Raw genomic sequence first — 22,025 nt, 5'->3', positions numbered from 1 at the left:
GCTTTGCTGTATGGGACATTCACTATTGCGATAGGGACAACCCGCCGCCATCATTTTGCTTAAACCGCAGTAAAACCGCGCCGTCGAACGGGTCGGTCAGATAATGGACGCGGACGCCGAATGTATTGAGCAAACATTGTGGCGTCAAAACCTCAAGCGGCGGTCCCAGAGCGACCAGCCGACCACGATCCAGCACGGCCAGCCGATCGCATACAAGCGCCTGGTTGAGATCGTGCAAGGCAATCAAGGTGGTCACGGGCAGGTCATGAACCAGTTGCAAAATATCCAATTGATGCTGGATATCCAGATGGTTGCCAGGCTCATCCAGCAGGAGAATTTGCGGACGCTGCGCCAGAGCTCGGGCAATATGCACGCGTTGGCGTTCGCCGCCTGAAAGGCTGTTCCAACGCCTGTTGCCGAGATGAGCGGCGCCGACGTCGCGCAGAGCCTGCCAGACGATGGCATCCTCGTCCTGCGACCAGGGATGTAATGCCGACAGCCACGGCGTACGCCCCAACGCGACGACATCGAATACGCTGATAGCGTCATCGGTATCGGCCTGTTGTTCGACCATAGCAAGCTCGCGGGCAATATGCCGGCGAGGCCAGTGTTGCATTTTTTTCTCATCAAGCCAGAGGGTTCCGGCGCTGGGAATACGCAAACCGCCGAGCAGTTTGAGTAGGGTTGATTTGCCTGAGCCATTGGGGCCGACGATGCCGAGGGTTTCTCCACGGCGTACGGCCAGTTCGACATCTTGCAGCAGCAGGGTATTACCGGCTTTGAAACCCAGATTTGAGCAACGCAGTACAATGTGTTCTGTTAGCGGTTTTGCGGCGATCATCTTGTTTTCCTTCTGCCCATCAGGATCAGAGCGAATACCGGGGCGCCGACCAGGGCCGTGATGACCCCGACGGGTATTACCTGGCCTTTAATTAACGTGCGGGAGAGGATATCGGCGGCGATCAAGAACAGCGTGCCGCTTAGCGCGCTGAGCGGCAGCAACCGAGCGTGCCGGGTTCCCGCCAGCAGGCGAACCGCATGAGGGATCACCAGTCCGACAAAACCGATAGAGCCGACGATGGAAACCATGACGGCGGTCACCAACGCGGCGCAACCGATCAGCAGCAGTTGTATCCGTCGTACCGAGATGCCCAGCCCCGCCGCCGAATCGACGCCGAAGGTGAATGCGTCAAGCGCTCTGCGGTGCCACAGGCAGACGAGCAGCCCTGCCAATGATGCGGGAACCGCGAGCCACACGGATGGCCAGCGTACTCCGCTGAGGCTACCCAGCAGCCAAAACATAATGCCGCGCGCCTGTTCGGAACTGGCGGACTTGGTGATTAAAAATGCGGTGAGCGCATTGAACAGTTGCGAACCGGCAATGCCCGCCAGGATAATCTGCGTTGTGGGTGCGGCGGTTCCGCCAGCTCTGGCCAGTAGCGTTACCAGAGAAAAGGCGGCGATGGCGCCGATAAACGCGCCCCCGGAGAGAGAAAGGTAGCCGGCCCCCAAACCAAATAATGCAACCAAAACCGCGCCGGTCGAGGCGCCGGCGGAGATGCCGAGCAAGTAGGGATCAGCCAGCGGGTTGCGCAGCAGGGATTGCAGAATGACGCCGCAGGTAGCCAGACCTGCGCCACAGGAGCCGGCGACCAGCGCGCGCGTCAGCCGATAGTTCCAGACAATGCCTTCGTCTATCGGATCCAGTATATAGCCGGCCGACCACAGCTTATTGGCGAGCACCTGCATAACCACCGCAGGGTTAATCGATGTCTCACCGATGGCGATACCCGCCAGTATCGCCATCGGCAGTAACAGGCAGGCCAGCAGACTCGCGATCAGTTTCCCTGTCATTCCGGCATATCTGCATTGACGATGGATGATGCGAGCGTCTCCAGGCCGTTGAACATTCTCAGGCTGGCGTGCATGGCTTCGGCGTCAAGGATAATGATGCGGTTATTCTTGACCGCGTCCATATTACGGGTGACCGGATCATGCTGAAGAAACGCCAGTTTCTTGCGGTAATCATCGGCAGGGAAACGACGCCGATCCATGCGCGCAACGATCAGAAAAGTGGGGTTGGCTTTGGCGATGGTCTCCCAGCCTACCGTCGGCCACTCTTCGTCGGACTGAACAATATTGCGTACGCCCAGCGTATTGAGCATGAAATCGGGGATACCTTTGCGCCCGGCGACAAAAGGATCGCTGTTCAGATCCGAACTGGAGAACCAGAATAACGCGCTGATATTGCTTAAATCTTTATGCTGCAACATCGCTTTGGTTTCGGACAGGCTGGCCTGGAGTTCATCAATAAGCTGCGTGCCGCGCGCCTGAACATCGAAAATCGCCGCCAACTGGCGGATGCTTTTATAGATGCTTTCAATATTGAACGTTTCCAGACGTGTGCCGTCGGCGCCAATCAAATTGTTTTTACCTTCGCAGTCGGCGGGCATAAGGTAGGTGGGGATATGTAATTCATGAAATTGCTGACGAGTACCCACTGCGCCTTGCGGGCCGACCATCCATTCAAATTGCACCGCCACCAATTCCGGACGTTTTTCAATCACGGTCTCGAAACCCGGGGCGTTGTCGGCAAGTCGCGGGACCTTATCGTTTTGCGCTTTGTATTGCGGCAAAATGTCATTAAACCAGAGCGAGGTTCCCACCAGTTTGTCGCCCAGACCCAGCGCATACAACATCTCGCTGCCGGTCTGACCGATGGTTACCGCCTTCGTCGGCGCGCGCTGGAAAGTAAGCGTGTGACCGCAGTTTTCGACAGTCAGCGGGTAGTGAGTGGCGGCGGCGTAGGTAAAAGAAGAAAACCCGGAACCCGCCAAGAGCATCAGCAGGGGCCAACGACTTAGGGGACGAATCTTGCGGGGATACAGAGCGCGGAGGGCGAGAGGGCATGACCGGAAAGCTGAAAAAAGCGGTGCATATTGCGACATATTATCTCCATAAAACACAGTAACTTACGGATGCGGCCATTCGATAAAACGTTTCAAGCCACGGCAAGACCTGTCGGCCTTGCCGTGGCGGATTTTAGAACGTGCGCCAGTCGCCTTCCGTTTCGAACGCCGCCGCCGCCTGATAGATGGTGCCTTCGGCATAATGACGGCCAACCAGCATCATCCCCACGGGTAGGCCATCAACCAGGCCGCAGGGAAGGGACATGGCAGGGTGACCGGTAATGTCCTGCGCCGCCGTATTGCCGATCATTTCAAACGCACGGGCGATATAGTCGGTCACCGAACAGCCGGGTTCCGGCAGCGGTTGGGCGACGATCGGAACTGTTGGCATGACCAGCAGGTCATAACTTGCCAGCGCGCGGTCATAGCCGGCACGAGCCCGGCGCGCGATGTTCTGGGCTTTGGCGTAGTAGCGCCCGTGGTAGCGATCCAGACCATACTGACCAACGAACATACAGATTTTGAGCGAAGCGGAAAGGGCATCGGCGTTGGCGCGCCATTGCGCCTGTTTATCCAGCAGCGCCACATCATACTGACCGGCCCAGTTAAATCCCATGCCATTGCCGTGCATCATCTGCGCGGTCAGTCCTTCGCATCCGATCGGGGTCCAGAGCGCGCCGGCCAGACTGTGTTCGGGCAGCGATATTTCACCCACCGTCGCGCCCAGAAACTCAAGGCGAGCAATGGCCTCGCGGACTTTGGCGGCGACGCGCGGATCCAGATTGGCCAACTGGAACCCCTCCGTCACAATACCGATCTTCAGGCCATCGACGCCGCGTCCTAAAAATTCGCTGTAGTTCTGAACCGACGGCGCGTACTGACGGGGATCGAGCCCATCGGCACCGGCGATAACTTCAAGCATCAAGGCATTATCGCGCACATTGCCGGTGATCGGACCGGCATGATCCACGGTGGCCTCAATAGGCATAATGCCCGTGTAAGGCACTAAACCGTGGGTCGGTTTCATACCGTAGGTGCCGCAAAACGACGAGGGGATGCGAATGGAGCCGCCCTGATCGCAGCCGATAGCCATATCAACCTCACCGGCGGCAACCAGTGCGGCGCTTCCGGATGAAGAACCGCCGGAGGAGTAGCCGTGACGGTTGGGGTTGTGTACGGGCCCCGGATCGGAGGTATGGCTGCCGCCAGAAAGACAAAAGTGCTCGCAGGTAGCCTTGCCGAGGATAGTGGCGCCGGCATCCAGCAGTCGGGTGACGACGGTGGCGTCATAGGACGGTACGAATCCTTCCAGCGTCGATGTGCCATTCATCATCGGTACGCCGGCCAGCGCAACGTTATCCTTGAGCGCGATGGTACGGCCAGCCAGCTTGCCGCCGTCGGCGCCTTTCACTTCGGTTTTGTAGTACCAGGCGTTATAAGGATTTTCCGTTTCCTTGGGCCGATAACCTGCGTCGCGTGGATAACGCACCTCGGGGATATCATCAGGCAGTTCGTCAATCAGGTCATAGGCGTCGAAATTCGCTTGCATCAGCGCCAGATATTCACTGGCCAGCTCCGGTGAAAGCTGAATGTGCAATCGGCCGGCGATCTGTTGCAGTTCTTCAAGACTAGGGCGTTCAATAGCCATGGCATTTCCTCATTATTGTCGCTTGGCAGATAGGTGAAAACGTTGGTATCAGTGCCAAAACCGGGCTGATAATCTATTGATACTATGTAGGGGGAATCCGCAACGTGCTTGCCTCACACGGACAGACGTTTTGCTGAAAAGGTCATTTAGCCGCGGATGTCTCGATGTTTGATTTAAATGGGGTTTTGCGGTGTGTATGGTTTATAAAGTTTCGGGGAGAATGACTGACGTAATTGAAAGACCAGATTATCCGGCATGATGATGGCACTGAGGAAGTGGTGTTTGATTCAGCGTATCAACACAATGACAGCACCGGGAACGCCAGTTTCCGCCCATCCTTATCTTGGTTCGCATAATGTATATTATGTTAAATAACCTATCACGGTTAATAATTAATAAGCCACATCCACGCTCTGATAAATCAATACATTAGAATTTTTCAGACTTCCCTCTCGTTGGGATCATTTCTGACGGCCTTCCGCATAGTAGCAACCCGTTCGGCCAGCATGGATGGAGAGCAATCCTCAGCCAGACTTACAATTATGAATGTCTGGCTTATCTCCCAAAGACTTTCCGATGGCTGGCTAGATGTTCTTTCAGCGGATGAGCAGTTCGTTCTTCTGGTAGTCTCAGTACTTTCCCATGCATATGACCATACTCGCTGTTCAGTAACTCTGGCACGAGATAAACCGTAAAATCCTCACCAATCCAAAGCAGCCCTTTGTCAAAAAGCGTATGTATATCAGCTCTGAGAAGTATCCCATGCATGGCCTTACAATGATGGGCTCCGGAATAGGGAATGATGTGAGCAGCTTCCAATAATTCAGTAATAGTGCATTCGGTTATTGCACATGCCCCGGCATAAGCGTCCAGTAATCGTTTCCGGAAAATTGGCTGGCCTTCCCGATCAACTATCTCCCTGAGAACTCTTACTCGCATATCCTCCAGTTTCGATTCCGGGGGGGAGTCAGATAATTCCCGCTCACCTCGAAGCCGTTCCAGGGAAATACCTTTTATGATTTCTATGGGGGTTTTTCCGTCATCAGCAATATCCCAGACACCATGCTTGTGCGGGTCATAGAGAACATAGCGGGTTGCCCTACCTTTTCCGCTGCGGTAGAGCTTGTCCATATAATGTCCCTGATCGGTAAGCATACTGGTGCGTGATGCGCGGTAGCGTGCACGCTGATTGTCATTGACCGTCAGCGCTTGGAACTGTGATCGAATCTCGTTTAGTTTCAGCGGAGCATTGCTCGAATCAAGCCATTCGATGACCTGTGGAATGGATACTTTGCCCAAGAGGCTAACGGCATAAACAACTCGACGCAATTGGGGTTCTAAATATTCATCGGGTATTACGTGGAGATATCCCTCTGCTTTATCGGTGCTATTGAAACCATGGTGTAACTTCCATTCAATCCTCTGTCTGCCGTATGTGCTTCGACCGGCTCTTTCCGGTTCCCACTGATTCATCTCCCGTAATAATTCCTGTCTTGCAGGCACTCTTCCTAAACGCTCATACAACTCATCACAGCAGTCCCATATAGCTCTAATCAAGGGACCGTTTGGATATCCTTTTTTACTTAAACTCATCGTATTGTCCTGTTAACGCAGATGAAAATAGAGACAGGTTTCCCGCCCGCCTCTATCTCTCTTGGCTCAGTATTCCCGTACGGTCTTATTCACCCCAGACCTCATTGGCAACCTCGACGATAAGTCGGATTTTGGCCCACTGATCTTCTTCAGTCAGCATATTGCCTTCTTCGTTGGAGGCGAAACCACATTGCGGGCTTAAGCACAGGTGTTTAAGCGGAACGAATTTTGACGCTTCGCGGATACGTGCTTTGAGTTGTTCTTTATCTTCAAGTACCGGCGACTTTGAGGTTACCAGCCCCAGAACCACGGTTTTACCCTCGCCCACTTTTTCCAACGGTTGGAAACCGCCGGCCCGATCGGTGTCGTACTCCAGATAGAATGCATCGACATTTTCTTTGTTGAGTACATATGGCGCGACCGGCTCGTAGCCGCCGGAGGTCCACCAGTCTGACGAGTAATTTCCCCGACAGATGTGCGTGTTGATCACCATATCGGCCGGCTTGTCGGCGAGAACCTGGTTGTTGATGTCCAGGTAAAGCTGGGCGACTGTCTCAAAATCGACATCCAGTCCTTTCATTTCATTGAATTTCTTAGGATCGACCAGGAAACCCCATGTACAGTCGTCAAACTGTAAATGACGACAGCCGGCATCATAAAAGGCCCGAACCACATCGCGGTAAGCCTGGATAATATCTTGCTGTAGTTCGGTCAGGTCTGGATATTGCTGAAGCGTTTCCTGCAAGTTGTCAGGACGGAAGAATTCCCAATAGCACTGCGATGGCGAAGGAATGGTCTGGCGCGCAATGACATCGTCGCCGGCAATGGATTTCAGGAATTTGAAGTGCTCGATAAACGGATGGCGGCTGAAGCGTATCTTGCCGACAATGCGCGAGGTATCAAATTTCGTGGTGACTTCATTGAACTTTACGCGGTAGTCCGACGACTTGCGCTCAATGCCGTCGAAGCCCCAGAAAAAGTCCGAGTGCCACATGGTGCGGCGGAACTCGCCGTCGGTGACCGCTTTAAGGCCAGCGGCTTTCTGCTTGGCGACCAGATCGATGATGGCCTCGTCTTCGACACGGCGAAGCTCGTCTTCAGAGATCTTGCCGGCCTGAAAATCGGCACGTGCCTGCTTGAGCACTGCCGGACGGAGAAAACTGCCGACGACGTCGGCGCGGAAAGCGATATCTTGCATAGCTGAATGTTGATCCGAATATGATTTATAAATTTAAGCGAACAAACAATGGGGACTACACGACCATTGTTTCATAAGAAATAGCGATGTTTGTTAGAGGCCTGTAAGGAATTTCCCGCCAAACCCCGATGGTCAGTTTGCCTTAATTTAAAGCCACTTAGAAGCCAATTGTTTATCAGCCGTTATGATTTTCCTGAGCGCGGCGCGGTTTTCCTCTACAATGAAACTTCCAGCCCTCAATCAGGCCGATACCTATGCCAAGACTGACGCAAAAAGACATGACGGAAAGTGAACAACGTCAACTGAAAACGCTGCTCGATCAGGAAAGAAAAAAACACGGCCGTCCGCTGACTAATTCTGAAAGTAATCATATCAAAGACGATTACATCGATAAGCTGATGAAAGAACGGGAAGCTATCGCCAGACAAGCCCGCGCCGAGAAAAAAAAGAACAAATTTAAACCTGATATCGCCGCCACCTATGAATGGTCGTCCAGCACCAATTTACGCGGGCCGCGCCGTTAGAGCATCCGGCGGTTTAGTGGAAATAATCGACTCAGGCGACGGTATCTCCGCGCCTGAGTCAACAGCGTATTAATGGTTTTATGGGCGTGTGACGGAAAACACGCGGTCTATGCCTTAAATATTTGTTAGTTTTGCCCCTTCTTTAAGCGTTTGATTCGCCATCATTAGCACTAAAGTATACCCTGTCGCAGATTACACTCTATTTTCTGCCTTAGGCATCTATTACAAAAGGTCTCTTTTGCGTGGCAAAATTATTTTTACGTAGCGGGAGTTTGGATGATTTTCTGGCTCTGGGCGAAAATGGACAGCCAGTTTATGCATCAGCGCTTCAGTTACGGGAAACATTACGTCTCAGGAAACAACAACAGATTGCGGATTGTCTGGCCATCCCCCAACCTAACGAAGCTGGCGATCGCATTGACTGGTACTCGCCGATTGAAGGCAAGGTAACATCCTGGATTGCCGCCAGTGAAGGGGAACGCGCCGTAGCGTTAAAGCTGTTGGAAACCTATCAGTCGGCCGTCGCTGAGATCAGCCAACAGGCGCAAAACGCAGAAAAACCCGGTCAAAAGCTTTTTGGGGTGTTACTGGCGAAAGCCATTCAGTTCCCCGGTTCGAACCATGTTTATCTGGTGGATGGCAAACCGGTATTGACCTTCTGGGGCTTTGTCAATCTCGATAAAAAATCCCGGGCGGATGCGCTGGATTGTTTACGTCTGGCGCTAAAAGACGCGGAGCCTATTCTCGCGCCAGCGCCGGTCAATGTTGAGCCCCCTGCCGCTGCGCCGATCGCGCCGTCTGAGCCGGTAGTCAAGCCGCAACCCCCTATTCCACAACCCGAAGTCGCGGTATCTTCCCCCAATCAGTGGCTGCGCCTGTGGTGGTTATTCCCCGCCGCCGCTTTATTAGCGATCCTGTTTCTACAGATCCGCGGTTGCGTCTCCGATCACCAGGCCACGGCCGAGTCGATACCGATCGCGGCAGTGGCAACACCCGAAAAACGCGTCTTACCTTCATCGGCGCGTGAAGCCGCTCCTGAACCTGAAGCGCCTACCGATAGCGAAACCGCTAATCCTGTGGAAGCCGCGGTGACTGAACCTGTTGAAGCGCCGCCGACGCCGGTTGAACCCATCGTCGCCACGCCGCCGGCGGATACCGAACCGAAAGATCCCATAGCGGAACAAGAGACGGTTCCGGAGCCGGTAATCACGCAGGAGCCCCCTGCTCCAGCTGTCGCCGTAAGCAAAGACGTACTGGTCATGCCGGCGGATGCGGTAAGGATTGGATCGGTCAACTTCCTTAACGGAAACTGGCGGGTTTCCGTTGACGCCAAAACCCCGCTGACCGTGACCGGTCGCCCGCCAAGCCTGAGATATCAGATTAAGAACGGCAAGGGTACGGCAAGGATCACGCATGGCGATGGCGTCACTTGCCGGGCGGACATTGAGGCCGGATTGATGAGATCGGGCAATCTGGTGATCAACAGCCGATATCGGGCGCGGTGCAGCGATAATACCAGATTCCAGATGCCCGAACTGGTATGTAAACAAGGTTCGGCGGGCGTTGCAGAGTGTATCGGTCGCTATAACGCTGATGCGGTCTTCCCTATGACGATAAAGCGCGAGAGTAAATCATAATGTTGGCGACGATCACCGATTATAAACAGAGAATTACGCTTATTCAGGACAGCGGCATTCAATTTCTGGATTTCGCCCTAAAACCGGAACCGGCCGCTGACTTGCCGAATACCTATGTGCGCAAAAGCGCCAACGGGCCGCTGCTGCGCCTGATCTATAACCAGCAGACGGATAAATACTTACTCCCGTCGCCGGCGGGCGCGCCGCCTGAAGTGGTGAAGCCGGAGCTGAGCATTCCGCTTACGCAATCGTTGAAGCTACTGGAAAAAATCTGGCTGCCGCTGCCCTTTTTCCGTTTTAATCCGCCGCGCACCTTTATGGGCGGGCCGGATAACTGGGCGCGGGTGCAGGTTTTAGCGCTGGATACGCCGGATCAGGACGGTAACACCCATCGGATTTGCCTGGCTTTTGATACCAAAGTTTATCCCGAGGGACATGAATATGAATCCCTGGCGCCCAATGTCAACGACATCAAAACCGGAGGCAGTTTTGCTCTGGCCTATCACAGTGATGAATTGGGCGAGTTTCTTGATCTGACCTGGGTCGATGGCTGGCTGCGCGAAGTCTTTACTCAGCAGGTGAGTAGACTGGAAAATCGTAATGAAAGAGAGATTAAAATAGCGCTCAGGGGATTTGAGTATCAGGCGCATTACATGAATTTGCTGGATATGCTGGGCAATCAGCTATCCGTGCCGGAAATACGCATTAACGCCAGTACGCTTCAGGAACCGGCGGTTAACGTCGATCTGATTCTGGACGTGGGCAACTCGCACACCTGCGGTATTTTAGTTGAAGACCACGCCGATGAAAGCAACGGATTAAAGCAGACATACGAATTGCAACTGCGCGACCTGAGCGCGCCGCACTACCTGTATAACGAGCTGTTTGAAAGCCGGGTTGAATTCGCCCAGGCTAAATTCGGTAAGCAAAACTTCTCCGTTGAAAGCGGCCGCGATGATGCGTTTATCTGGCCGTCAATTACCCGCGTCGGCCGTGAAGCCAGCCGCATGGCGCTGTTACGCCAGGGCGCGGAAGGATCGACCGGTATCTCCAGCCCGCGCCGTTATCTGTGGGATGAAGAGAGTTATGCGCCGGGCTGGCGTTTCAGTCAGCCCGAAGCGGATACCCTCAACGAGCCTCTGGCGACGGCCATGCCGCTGACCATCTTGCTTAATGATGAAGGTCAGCCGCTGTACGATCTGCCGTTCGAGACGCGTTTGCCGGTTTTTTCCCCACACTATAGCCGCAGTTCAGTGATGACGTTTATGCTGTCCGAACTGCTGTTGCAGGCTTTGATGCAGATGAACAGCGCGGCTCAGCGCCTGAAAATGATCCACGCCACGGCGCCGCGTCAGTTGCGTAACATCATTCTTACCCTGCCCTCGGCGATGCCGAAACCCGAGCGGGAAATTTTTCGGCGCCGGATGAATGAAGCGATTGCCCTGGTATGGAAATCGATGGGCTGGCATCCGTTGGATGACGATTTCACGACGCCTGAAGATAAGCAGAAAAGCCGTGTTCCGGTGCCGAATGTACAGATCGAGTGGGATGAAGCGACCTGTGGACAAATGGTGTATCTGTATAACGAAGCGCAGGTTAATTTCGGCGGTCGCGCCGAAGATTTTTTTGCCAGTATGGCGCGCCCGGATAAAGAGTTGTCCGCAGATGAGCCGGCCGGTAAAACATTACGCATTGCGTCTATTGATATCGGCGGCGGTACGACGGATTTGGCTATCACGCAATATTTACTGGATGACGGCATCGGCAGTAATGTCAAAATCATCCCACGGTTGCTGTTCCGCGAAGGATTTAAGGTTGCGGGCGACGATATTCTGCTGGATGTCATCCAGCTTTATGTTTTACCGGCGTTACAGGCGGCGTTGAAAACGGCCGGCATAGCCAGCCCCGACGAGTTGATGGCCAGGCTGTTCGGCAACGACGGTCGCATAGACGGGCAACTCACGTTGCGTCAGCAGGTCACGTTACAGATTTTCATTCCTATCGGCCGGTCGATTCTGGAAGCCTATGAGCGTTTCGATCCGCTGGACGTCAACGCTGAAATAGAGTCCGCCTTTGGCGAACTGCTGGAACAGCAACCGACGCAGAAAGTGTTGGAATACATCAATACCGAAGTTCAGCGCGAACTGCCGGCCGGCGACAGTTCGTTTGATATTTTGCAGGTGCCGCTTATTCTCAGATTAAGCAAGCTGCATGGGGAATTTCTATCCAACCGCATGAATATCACCCAAAACCTGCGCTTAATGTCCGAGGTGGTCTCGCTCTACTCCTGCGATGTATTGTTGCTTACCGGCCGCCCTTCCCGTTTCCCCGGTATCCAGGCCTTATTCCGGCATTTACAGCCGCTGCCGATTAACCGCATGCTGTCGCTGGACGGCTATCATACCAACGACTGGTATCCGTTTAATAAACGCGGCCGTATTGATAATCCGAAATCCACCGCGGCGGTCGGCGCCATGCTCTGTCTACTGGCGCTCGACCTGCGCTTGCCCGGCTTCTATTTTAAAGTCGGTGATTTCCAGCCCTATTCCACCGTGCGCTATCTGGGCATGATGGATAGCAATAACGCGCTGACCACCGACAATGTCTACTACGGCGAGATCGATCTGGACGATCCTGATTTTGCGCTCGATCCTAACGACAGCTTCCAGGTGCGCGGATCGCTCTGCCTCGGTTTCCGTCAGTTGGACAATGAACGCTGGCCCGCATCGTCCCTGTATATTCTGTCGATTGTCGATCAGGATCTGGCGAGAAAAGTGGTTGGCGATAGCGTGTTGCGCGTCAAGTTGGCCGTGACCAACGGCGACGATCGGCACAGTCCGGAACGCTTTGAAATCGCCGACGCCGTTCTGGACGATGGCACTCGCGTTCCCCCCCAACATTTACGGCTGAAATTGAACACATTAGCCGTTAACGGCTCAGGAGCAACCCATTATTGGATCGATAGTGGGAGCGTATTTAGAAAATGAAACCATTAACGCCCAAACAACTGTCAAGCCGACTCAATAGCCAGCTACAGGCCGTAGCGCAAGGTGTTGATCGGGCGATCGATTGGATTGAAACCACGCGGCAGAATGCGCCGCGGCTGGATATGGAAGCCGACAGGCTGATGGTTAAATTGCGCCGCCACCGCAATAAAGCCAATCACCTGTCGGACGTATCGCTAAAAGAGATCGCCATTGGTTTCTTTGGTCTATCGCAGGCCGGAAAATCTTATCTGATCTCCGCCCTGGCCGGCGGTGAGAATGGTAAACTGGAAACCTCGCTTGAAGATCAACAGCTTGATTTTCTTACTCATATTAACCCTGAAAACCAATCCGCCGCGTTGGTTACCCGTTTTAGCCGTCAGGCCGGCGTAAAAAATAAGTCCTTCCCTGTTCAGTTACTGCTGCTCAGCGAAGCGGATATCGGCAAGATTATCGCCAACGCCTTTCTGCACGATTTCAATCAGGAAAAAGCGTTCGAGGAGCTGGATGAGCAGTACATCGGCGAACATCTGAAAACGCTGCTGATGCACCGTCAGCCAGAACCGGTTGCAGGAATGAGCGCCGATGAAGTGGTCGCATTCTGGGACTATCTGGCCCGCCATGACGCTAAGCGGCAAAAGCAACTGGAAACGCATTTTTGGCCGGTGGCCGTCGATCTGGCGCCTTACCTCAGCGTTGACGATCGCGCGCAATTGTTCTCGCTATTGTGGGGCGATCATCAGGCGCTGACCGCGGCCTATCGTCATTTCGCCCACACGCTGCAACATCTTTCCGGCGCGCATAAGGTACTGGCTCCGATCCGAGTGTTAGTGGATGAGTCCCAGCGCCCCGTGAACGGAATTATTAACGGGGCGACGTTGGCGCACCTTAACACCGTCAATGATACCGGTATTTCGGTACGTCCGGTATTGAACGGACGGGCGGGAAAAGCCGCGGAGTTATCGCAGGCCGAACTGACGATGCTGGCGGCGGAATTATTGATCCCTTTGCATTCCCCTACCCGTGAAGCGCTGTTTGAACAGGTCGATATACTGGATTTTCCCGGTTTCGGTGATACGCCCGACTCGGCTGACCCACAACAAACCGAAATGGATATTCATCCATTGGCGCATACGCTTCTGCGGGCCAAGCGCGCCTATCTGCTTGAACGCTATACCGATAATCAGGAAATGAATGTGCTGATGGTCTGCACTGCCGCGGGCAAGCGCGCTGATGTAAAAATCGTCGGCAAGGCGTTGGATTACTGGGTTAAACAAACTCAGGGCGAAAATACGCAGGTTCGCAGTCGTCGCAAACCGGGATTGATCTGGGCCGTAACCCGCTTTGATCGACGCATTACCCACGGGCAAAATCATGACGCCGCGGTTCAGCGCTATGTCGGGAACCCGGGCGATGCGTGGGGCACCATGCTGGCAATGGATAAACGGGGCGTAAGCCGGATGGCGGCCTGGCTGGGTACGGAAGTTCACCGCGAAGTGAAACTCGGGCGCATCAGCGAACAACTCAGCGAAATTCAGCGTGAGCTGGGAGATAACCTGTTGGGCAACTGGTATCAGCCAGCGGGTACGGACGATCCGGCCCAAAAGCAGCGTATCGCCGAAACCTTGCTTAAAGCCTTGCAAACCCGCACCGGCGTACATGGCGAATTGCTGGAGCGCTTATTGCCGTCACGCGACGAATTGCGCCGCCTCTACCTGAAACAGCAGGTTCAGCCCGGCTATCACCACCATCAGGAAAGCGACGAACCCGGCGCATCGTTAACCGGTTCCGAGCCGTTCGGCATCGGGATCGACATCGATCTGTTTGCCGACGATCCTATCGACGTCGATCAACCCGCCTCTCCGCTCCAGACGCGCGATCATGGCTATGAAGCGGAATACGCCCACCTCGTTTACCGCTATTGGATCAACCATCTGCGCAGCCTGCCGGAAAACGCCCCGCTGGTAGAACTGCTGGGGGTGGCTAAAGCGACCATTGAACTGCTGGCGGAAGAGCTTATCACTGCCAGCATCCGGCTGAATATCGAAGACACGTTGGTCAGCATGCTGGCGGATACGGAACAGTTGGGCGTACATCGTGAAAGTAAAGCGGATCGCCAGGTATCACGCGTTCTCACCGTGCTGGGCGACTTTGTCGCCTGGCTGGGATTTCAGCAGATGGATGAAGCGCTGCGTCCTGCCAGCCGTATAAATCGAGGCCATAAAATTTTCGCCAAACCGGTAAAACAGGCGGTGAATTGGGGCGCATCGCAACGGCTGACCAGGCTGGCGCCGACCCCTACCAACAACACGGCGTTTTATATCTACGACTGGCTGGTCGGTCTTAATGAAATGATCGTTCAAAATGCCGGGTATGCTGCCGGACGTGAGGTCAGCGCCGAACAACGCGAGCAATTGGGCGCCATATTGAATGTGATAAAGCCCGCCGAAAAGTAATATTCTCCATCCGCCCCCTGCCGTCAGGCCGGGGGCAACGGAAAACCGCAACCATTTGACTCGCCTTCAGACTCAACTATTATTTCATTCCAAGCTGTCTTTCATTCCGGCATGGCGATATTGGCTTGTTGAATACTCAAACGGTTCCACAACAATAGAGGCAAGAGACAATGAAACTGAAGGCACTTATCCTTACAGGCGTGTTCTTTTCCTGTTCCGTGTACGCCGCAAGCACTACGGTGACGCTTTATGAAGCGCTGCCAACCGGCAATGGCAACGCGCTTGGCGACGTGTTGGTGACGGAAACCCCGCATGGTTTGCTCTTTACCCCGGATTTAAAAGGGCTGGCGGCGGGGATCCACGGCTTCCATCTTCATGAAAAAGCAAGCTGCGAACCGGCGGAACAGAACGGTAAATCTGTTCCGGCGCTGGCGGCGGGCGGGCATCTCGATCCTGAAAAAACCGGCCAGCATCTGGGACCTTATAATGATAAAGGGCATCTGGGCGATTTGCCCGGACTGGTGGTCAACGCCGATGGCAGCGCCACCTACCAGGTACTGGCGCCGCGGATAAAATCACTGTCCGACGTGCAAAACCATGCGTTAATGATCCATGCAGGCGGCGATAACTACGCCGATAGCCCGGAAGCGCTGGGCGGCGGCGGCGCACGTATGGCCTGCGGGGTTATTAAAGGGAATTGAGGGGCATCGTGTAAAAAATACGTTAAAAAGTAACCTGAGCGGGAGAAAGTCGCTTAACATGAGATTTATAGCCGAGGACAGGGGGAGCTGGAAGAGCGCCTGTCTGCTGAACGTGGAGCCATGCAGATGTTACTGATTGATATTAACGAACAGATGTATCGACTTGCCCGCTCTGCCTCATCCGGCAGACAACAGAACGAGCTCGCTACGAACAAGGCCATATTTACCCACCGGGAAAACGAAATACTGTACTGGGCCAGTATGGGAAAAACCTATGCGGAGATTGCCGTCATCGCCGGAATTTCTGTCAGTACCGTGAAATTTCATATGGGGAATGTTGTCTCCAAACTGGGCGTCAGCAACGCCCGGCAGGCTATCCGTCTGGGCGTTGAGCTGGAGTTGATTACGCCGGCATCGTTGGCAGAAAAACCAGATAAATGCACTCTCACTCATAAAGAAATGCCTCTTTGAGAGGATCGAACTCATCCTAATATATTTTCTGATATAGTGCGGTTTATTCAGGCCGCATGCAGGTATTAAGGTTTGAAAGGAAAAATGAGCAAACGTTATATATTAGGTAAGGAATCATTGTGCAGATTTTCTTTCTGGATAGTATGCCAACCCCTATAGGGGAATTGATAATTATTGCTGATGAAAATAATTGCCTGCGAGCAGTTGAATGGCGTGAATATCAAGAAAGATTACATCGTTTGCTTAAAATCGGTTACAGAAATGATCCCTACTCGTTACAGCCTTACCGCAATCCCGGTGGATTGACGGAAAAATTGCAACGCTATTTTGACGGTGATTTACATGTTATTGAAACTATGCCGGTTGCCGCGGTCGGTACGGCGTTTCAACAGCAGGTTTGGCAGGCGCTGCGGCATATATCCTGTGGTAAAATAGCTACTTATGGAGAATTGGCTGCCCAGTTGGCACGGCCGGCCGCCGCTCGTGCGGTGGGTATGGCCAATGGCGCCAATCCGGTGAGTATTGTTGTTCCCTGCCATAGAGTTATCGGCGCCAATGGTACATTAACCGGTTATGCCGGCGGCGTTCATCGTAAACAATGGTTATTAACGCATGAAGGTTATTTCCCGCAGCAAAATATATTGCCGCTATAAAAAATATTTTTCTGACAAAATGCTGATCGCTAACGACTATTTTCCCCCATATGGCATTAAAACTATCATTAGTTCACTATTTATTAGTCTATTCCAAGGGTTGTCGGACTTATCACCGACGATAAAAGCTGTTAAAATTGACCAATATCAATTATCGCCTGAGCAAAGTCTATGATACCGGAAAAGCGAATTATCCGACGCATCCAGTCTGGTGGTTGTGCCATCCACTGCCAGGATTGCAGCATCAGCCAGCTATGTATCCCATTTACTTTAAATGAGCACGAACTCGATCAGCTCGATAATATCATTGAAAGGAAAAAGCCTATCCAGAAGGGACAGGCTTTGTTCAAAGCGGGCGACGAGTTGAAATCGCTTTACGCTATCCGTTCGGGCACGATTAAAAGCTATACCATCACCGAACAAGGCGATGAGCAGATAACCGGTTTTCATCTGGCGGGCGACCTGGTTGGCTTTGATGCGATTGGCAACGCGCAACATCCCAGCTTTGCTCAGGCGCTGGAAACATCCATGGTATGTGAAATTCCATTTGAAACGCTTGATGACCTCTCCGGGAAAATGCCGAATCTGCGTCAGCAAATGATGCGTCTGATGAGCGGTGAGATTCGCGGCGATCAGGACATGATCCTGCTGCTGTCGAAAAAGAATGCGGAAGAGCGTCTGGCGGCTTTCATTTATAACCTGTCCCGTCGTTTTGCCGAACGCGGCTTCTCCCCCCGTGAGTTCCGCTTAACCATGACCCGTGGTGATATCGGCAACTATCTGGGATTAACGGTGGAAACCATCAGCCGCCTGCTTGGCCGTTTTCAAAAAAATGGAACTCTCGCCGTGAAAGGCAAATATATCACCATTGAAAATGTCGACGCGCTTTCCGAACTGGCGGGTTCTTCTCCGAATAAATCCTAAGTCATTGCCGGATCAGTTATTGTCTCATTTTATTGATCCGGCCCTCTTCATCTGTTGTCGAAAACGATTCCGTTGGGTACTCTTAAATTACAGACTGTGAATTAACAGCTGTTTGGAGGACCTATGGCAAAGTATCAGAACTTACTTGTAGCTATTGACCCGAATCAGGATGACCAACCAGCGCTGCGTCGGGCGGTTTATCTGGTTCAGCGACTTGGCGGCCGTATCAAGGCATTCCTGCCTATTTATGATTTTTCTTATGAAATGACCACCCTGCTGTCCCCTGACGAACGGACAGAAATGCGTCAGGGGGTAATTCAGCAGCGTACCGAGTGGATTGCGGAACAATGCAAATATTATCTTGATGCGGGTGTACCGATAGAAATTAAAGTGGTCTGGCACAATAAGCCATTTGAAGCCATCATCCAGGAGGTTATCGCCGGGCAGCATGACCTGTTGCTGAAAATGGCGCATCAGCACGATCGCCTGGAAGCGGTGATTTTCACGCCCACCGATTGGCAGCTATTGCGTAAATGCCCTTGCCCGGTCTGGATGGTCAAAGATCAGCCCTGGCCGGAAGAAAGCCGGGCGCTGGTGGCCGTCAACCTGTCCAGCGAAGACCCCTATCACGATCCCCTAAACCTCAAATTGGTATCAGAAACGCTGGAGCTGGCTAAGCAGGTCAACCAAACTGAAGTCCATCTTGTTGGCGCCTATCCGGTTACCCCGATTAATATCGCTATTGAGCTGCCTGATTTTGATCCCGGCGTCTACAACGATGCCATTCGCGGCCAGCACCTTATCGCCATGAAGGCATTACGCCAGAAATTCAATCTGGATGAGCGCGTCACGCATGTCGAAAAGGGTTTGCCGGAGGAAGTTATTCCCGATTTGGCGGAACATTTGCAGGCGGGAGTCGTGGTCTTGGGATCTCTCGGCCGAACCGGTCTTTCCGCGGCATTTATCGGTAATACGGTGGAGCATGTGATTGACCATCTGAAATGCGATTTGCTGGCGATAAAGCCCGATGACTTCGTCTCGCCGATTACGCTGGAAGAGGACGACGATGAGGATAAAAAATAGGATTAGCAGGTGATATATAACAAAGGGGCGAACATCGCCCCTTTGTTTCGTCGGTATAAAGATTACAGTGCTTTCAGAATCGCCTCTACGCTGTCTTTGGCGTCGCCAAACAACATTTGCGTATTTTCTTTAAAGAATAAGGGGTTCTGAACGCCGGCATAACCCGTATTCATCGAACGCTTAAACACGATAACATTCTGCGCTTTCCACACTTCCAGAACGGGCATCCCCGCAATCGGGCTATGCGGATCTTCCTGAGCAGCCGGGTTTACCGTGTCATTCGCGCCAATGACCAACACCGTATCGGTATCGGCGAAATCATCGTTAATTTCATCCATTTCCAATACGATGTCGTAAGGCACTTTCGCTTCGGCCAGCAGCACGTTCATATGACCCGGCAACCGGCCTGCCACCGGATGGATGCCAAACCGAACGTTGATGCCGCGGGCGCGCAGCTTCGCGGTAATATCATGTACCGGGTATTGAGCCTGTGCGACCGCCATACCGTACCCCGGAGTGATAATCACCGAAGACGAATTCTTGAGCAATTCAGCGACATCTTCTGCCGAAGCCTCGCGGTATTCGCCCATTTCTTCGCTTTCACCCGTGGAGGAACCATCCGTACCAAAGCCGCCGGCAATTACGCTGAAGAAGGAACGGTTCATCGCCTTACACATGATGTAAGACAGAATCGCACCGGAAGACCCCACCAACGCACCGGTGACGATCAACAGGTCATTGCTCAACATAAAGCCTGCGGCGGCGGCGGCCCAACCGGAATACGAGTTCAGCATGGAAACCACCACCGGCATATCGGCGCCGCCGATGGAAGCAACCAAATGCCAGCCAAACACCAAAGCAATCGCCGTCATCACCAGTAAGGCGACGGACTGCAACGCCACACTGTCGCTATTGACAAACACCAGAAGCAGCAGGAAAGACACCACCAGCGCCGCCAGGTTCATTTTATGACGATGAGGCAGCATCAGCGGTTTGGATGAAATAATGCCGCGCAATTTGCCAAAGGCCACCACCGAACCGGTAAAGGTCACCGCACCGATGAAGATACCCAGAAAGACTTCCGTCAAATGAATATTCACCATCACCGGATCGGTAATTTCACCGTGATCGAGAAAACTGTTAAACCCGACCAGTACGGCGGCCAGCCCCACAAAACTGTGGAGAATGGCGACCAGTTCCGGCATTTCGGTCATTTCGACTTTACGCGCCAGATAAACGCCAATCGCACCGCCGATAACCATGGCGATGATAATCCAGCCGACGTTTCCGGCGTCAGGCCCCAGGATCGTGGCGATCAGCGCAATCGCCATCCCGACGACGCCGAAAATATTCCCCTGACGGGAGGTTTCGTGCTTGGACAAGCCCGCCAAACTAAAAATAAACAAAATCGCGGCAACAATGTATGCAGCTGTCACTAATCCACCAGACATGTGTTACCCCTTAGTTTTTGCGGAACATTTTCAGCATGCGCTGAGTGACGGTGAAACCACCGAAAATATTGATGCTGGCAATCAATACGGCAATAAAGGAGAAGAAAGAGACCCATCCGCCGTGACCGATTTGCAACAATGCCCCTACAACGATAATGCCCGATATCGCATTGGTGACCGACATCAATGGCGTATGCAGCGCGTGACTGACATTCCACACCACGTAGTACCCCACCACGCAAGCCAAGGCGAAGACGGTGAAATGCGATAAAAACTCTTTCGGTGCAACATTCGCCAGCCAGCCAAACAGTAGGATGGCAATGGCGAGGAAAGCATATTTCTTCCACGGAGAAGCGGGTTTAACCTCTTCTTTGACGACGGCGGCCGCAGGTTTTGCCTGCTGCGGCTGCGCGGAAACCTGAATCGGCGGCGCAGGCCAGGTCACTTCGCCATTTTTGATTACCGTTACGCCGCGAATGACATTGTCTTCAAAATCAACGTCAATTTCGCCATTCTTCTCTTTGCACAACAGCTTCAGCAGATTAACCAGATTGGTGCCGTAAAGCTGGGAAGACTGGGTCGGCAAACGGCTGGGCAGATCGGTGTAACCGATAATCTTGACGCCGTTTTCCGTCACCGTCACCCGATCGGCCACGGTCAGTTCACAGTTGCCCCCGGTTTGCGCAGCCAGATCGACAATCACGCTGCCGGGCTTCATGCTCAGAACCATCTCTTTGGTAATCAGACGCGGCGCGGGTTTGCCTGGAATAAGCGCCGTGGTGACAATGATATCCACCTCTTTCGCCTGTGCGGCAAACAGCGCCATTTCCGCTTTGATAAACGCTTCCGACATGACTTTGGCGTAGCCATCGCCGCTGCCGGCTTCTTCTTCAAAATCGAGTTCCAGGAACTCGGCGCCCATACTTTTGACCTGCTCCTTCACTTCAGGACGCGTATCAAAAGCGCGGACAATCGCCCCTAAACTTCCGGCGGCGCCAATCGCGGCCAGGCCTGCGACCCCGGCGCCGATGATCATGACTTTGGCCGGCGGCACTTTACCGGCGGCGGTAATCTGACCGGTGAAGAAACGGCCAAACTCATGGGCCGCCTCGACAATGGCGCGATAACCGGCGATATTCGCCATTGAGCTGAGCGCATCCATTGACTGGGCGCGAGAGATTCGGGGAACCGAATCCATCGCCAGCACCGTCACCTGACGGGCCGCCAGTTTTTCCAGCAATTCAGGATTTTGAGCAGGCCAGATAAAGCTGACGATCGTACTTCCCGCGCGGGTAAGCTCAATCTCATCGTCCAGCGGCGCATTGACCTTGAGGACAATGTCGGATTGCCAGACTGCTGTGTTATCCACCACCGACGCGCCGACTTCTGTATAAGCCGCATCGTCAAAACTGGCAAGTTTCCCTGCCTCATGTTCTATCGAGACCTCAAAACCAAGTTTCAGCAACTGTTCAACCGTTTTCGGCGTTGCCGCAACCCGAGCTTCATTGGTCAACCGTTCTCTTGGAACACCAATACGCATACTGATTCCCTTTTTCGCTTATTTTTAACGAAGGTTATTATCATCACCCTATCGGTATATGAATCAGCCGAGACCCATTGTACCTTTTATCTCTTTAAGCAAATTCACCTATAACCTACTGAAAATGTGATCGATGATCCATACATAAAATGAATTTCATATAAAAGCCGAGTTATAGCAGGCGCCGCAGGCTTTTTTTGGTCAAAAATCACGCTTACCTCGCTCTTTTGTAGCACTATTAATGAAGTATTGT

Annotated in this window: 16 protein-coding genes and 1 pseudogene; 9 read left to right on the top strand and 8 right to left on the bottom strand. The window is 53.1% G+C overall.

Annotation, left to right across the window (positions count from 1 at the left end):
• Positions 1 to 22: 22 nt before the first annotated feature.
• From HOY33_RS00390 to HOY33_RS00365, 6 genes are all read right to left on the bottom strand, one after another.
• Positions 23 to 841, bottom strand: a complete 819-nt coding sequence (locus HOY33_RS00390; protein WP_172287612.1) for an ABC transporter ATP-binding protein — start codon at positions 839 to 841, stop codon at positions 23 to 25.
• Complete coding sequence (locus HOY33_RS00385) at positions 838 to 1,854, bottom strand: iron ABC transporter permease (RefSeq protein WP_172287611.1); 1,017 nt, start codon at positions 1,852 to 1,854, stop codon at positions 838 to 840. The genes HOY33_RS00390 and HOY33_RS00385 overlap by 4 nt, the downstream gene beginning before the upstream one ends.
• The gene (locus HOY33_RS00380; protein WP_172287609.1) at positions 1,851 to 2,843 is read right to left on the bottom strand and encodes an ABC transporter substrate-binding protein; all 993 of its coding nucleotides are present in this window, start codon (positions 2,841 to 2,843) and stop codon (positions 1,851 to 1,853) included. The genes HOY33_RS00385 and HOY33_RS00380 overlap by 4 nt, the downstream gene beginning before the upstream one ends.
• Before the next feature lie 199 nt (positions 2,844 to 3,042).
• Positions 3,043 to 4,557: an amidase gene (locus tag HOY33_RS00375; protein WP_172287608.1), complete on the bottom strand. Its 1,515-nt coding sequence runs from the start codon at positions 4,555 to 4,557 to the stop codon at positions 3,043 to 3,045.
• Positions 4,558 to 5,112: 555 nt separating this feature from the next.
• Complete coding sequence (locus tag HOY33_RS00370; RefSeq protein ID WP_172287606.1) at positions 5,113 to 6,150, bottom strand: HNH endonuclease; 1,038 nt, start codon at positions 6,148 to 6,150, stop codon at positions 5,113 to 5,115.
• 85 nt (positions 6,151 to 6,235) lie between these two features.
• Complete coding sequence (locus HOY33_RS00365) at positions 6,236 to 7,348, bottom strand: 5-methyltetrahydropteroyltriglutamate--homocysteine S-methyltransferase (protein ID WP_172287604.1); 1,113 nt, start codon at positions 7,346 to 7,348, stop codon at positions 6,236 to 6,238.
• Between the two features lie 254 nt (positions 7,349 to 7,602).
• On the opposite strand from HOY33_RS00365, the gene HOY33_RS00360 reads away from it, so the two are divergent.
• The 9 genes and pseudogenes from HOY33_RS00360 to uspE all read left to right on the top strand — a co-directional run bounded on the left by HOY33_RS00360 (position 7,603) and on the right by uspE (position 18,781).
• Positions 7,603 to 7,872 (top strand): DUF3811 domain-containing protein, encoded by a 270-nt coding sequence (locus tag HOY33_RS00360; RefSeq protein ID WP_172287603.1) that lies wholly within the window; start codon positions 7,603 to 7,605, stop codon positions 7,870 to 7,872.
• 242 nt (positions 7,873 to 8,114) lie between these two features.
• Positions 8,115 to 9,509, top strand: coding sequence for an SrfA family protein (locus HOY33_RS00355; protein ID WP_172287601.1), 1,395 nt, complete (start codon positions 8,115 to 8,117; stop codon positions 9,507 to 9,509).
• On the top strand, positions 9,509 to 12,496 hold the full coding sequence (locus HOY33_RS00350) for a virulence factor SrfB (RefSeq protein ID WP_172287599.1): 2,988 nt from the start codon (positions 9,509 to 9,511) through the stop codon (positions 12,494 to 12,496). The genes HOY33_RS00355 and HOY33_RS00350 overlap by 1 nt, the downstream gene beginning before the upstream one ends.
• Positions 12,493 to 14,949 (top strand): putative virulence factor, encoded by a 2,457-nt coding sequence (locus HOY33_RS00345; protein WP_172287598.1) that lies wholly within the window; start codon positions 12,493 to 12,495, stop codon positions 14,947 to 14,949. Before HOY33_RS00350 ends, HOY33_RS00345 begins: the two co-directional genes overlap by 4 nt.
• 170 nt (positions 14,950 to 15,119) lie before the next feature.
• Positions 15,120 to 15,650, top strand: coding sequence for a superoxide dismutase family protein (gene sodC / locus HOY33_RS00340; RefSeq protein ID WP_172287596.1), 531 nt, complete (start codon positions 15,120 to 15,122; stop codon positions 15,648 to 15,650).
• A gap of 63 nt (positions 15,651 to 15,713) precedes the next feature.
• Positions 15,714 to 16,121: pseudogene (locus HOY33_RS00335) on the top strand (response regulator transcription factor); the annotation flags it as partial.
• A 119-nt stretch (positions 16,122 to 16,240) separates the two neighbouring features.
• Entirely contained in the window at positions 16,241 to 16,774 is a 534-nt protein-coding gene (ogt, locus tag HOY33_RS00330; RefSeq protein ID WP_172287595.1) for a methylated-DNA--[protein]-cysteine S-methyltransferase, read from the top strand.
• Between the two features lie 171 nt (positions 16,775 to 16,945).
• Positions 16,946 to 17,698 (top strand): fumarate/nitrate reduction transcriptional regulator Fnr, encoded by a 753-nt coding sequence (fnr, locus tag HOY33_RS00325; RefSeq protein ID WP_172287593.1) that lies wholly within the window; start codon positions 16,946 to 16,948, stop codon positions 17,696 to 17,698.
• Between the two features lie 123 nt (positions 17,699 to 17,821).
• Positions 17,822 to 18,781: a universal stress protein UspE gene (gene uspE, locus HOY33_RS00320; RefSeq protein WP_172287591.1), complete on the top strand. Its 960-nt coding sequence runs from the start codon at positions 17,822 to 17,824 to the stop codon at positions 18,779 to 18,781.
• A gap of 62 nt (positions 18,782 to 18,843) precedes the next feature.
• On the opposite strand, the gene pntB is transcribed toward uspE, so the two are convergent.
• Positions 18,844 to 20,232: a Re/Si-specific NAD(P)(+) transhydrogenase subunit beta gene (pntB, locus tag HOY33_RS00315; protein ID WP_172287590.1), complete on the bottom strand. Its 1,389-nt coding sequence runs from the start codon at positions 20,230 to 20,232 to the stop codon at positions 18,844 to 18,846.
• Positions 20,233 to 20,242: 10 nt separating this feature from the next.
• The gene (gene pntA / locus HOY33_RS00310) at positions 20,243 to 21,772 is read right to left on the bottom strand and encodes a Re/Si-specific NAD(P)(+) transhydrogenase subunit alpha (protein WP_172287588.1); all 1,530 of its coding nucleotides are present in this window, start codon (positions 21,770 to 21,772) and stop codon (positions 20,243 to 20,245) included.
• Between the last annotated feature and the right edge of the window lie 253 nt (positions 21,773 to 22,025).

It is taken from the genome of Brenneria sp. hezel4-2-4 (genome assembly GCF_013155275.1).
In the GTDB taxonomy this organism is placed as follows: domain Bacteria; phylum Pseudomonadota; class Gammaproteobacteria; order Enterobacterales; family Enterobacteriaceae; genus Brenneria.
Note: the sequence above shows the minus strand (reverse complement) of the source record. Positions and strands in the feature narration are given on the sequence as shown.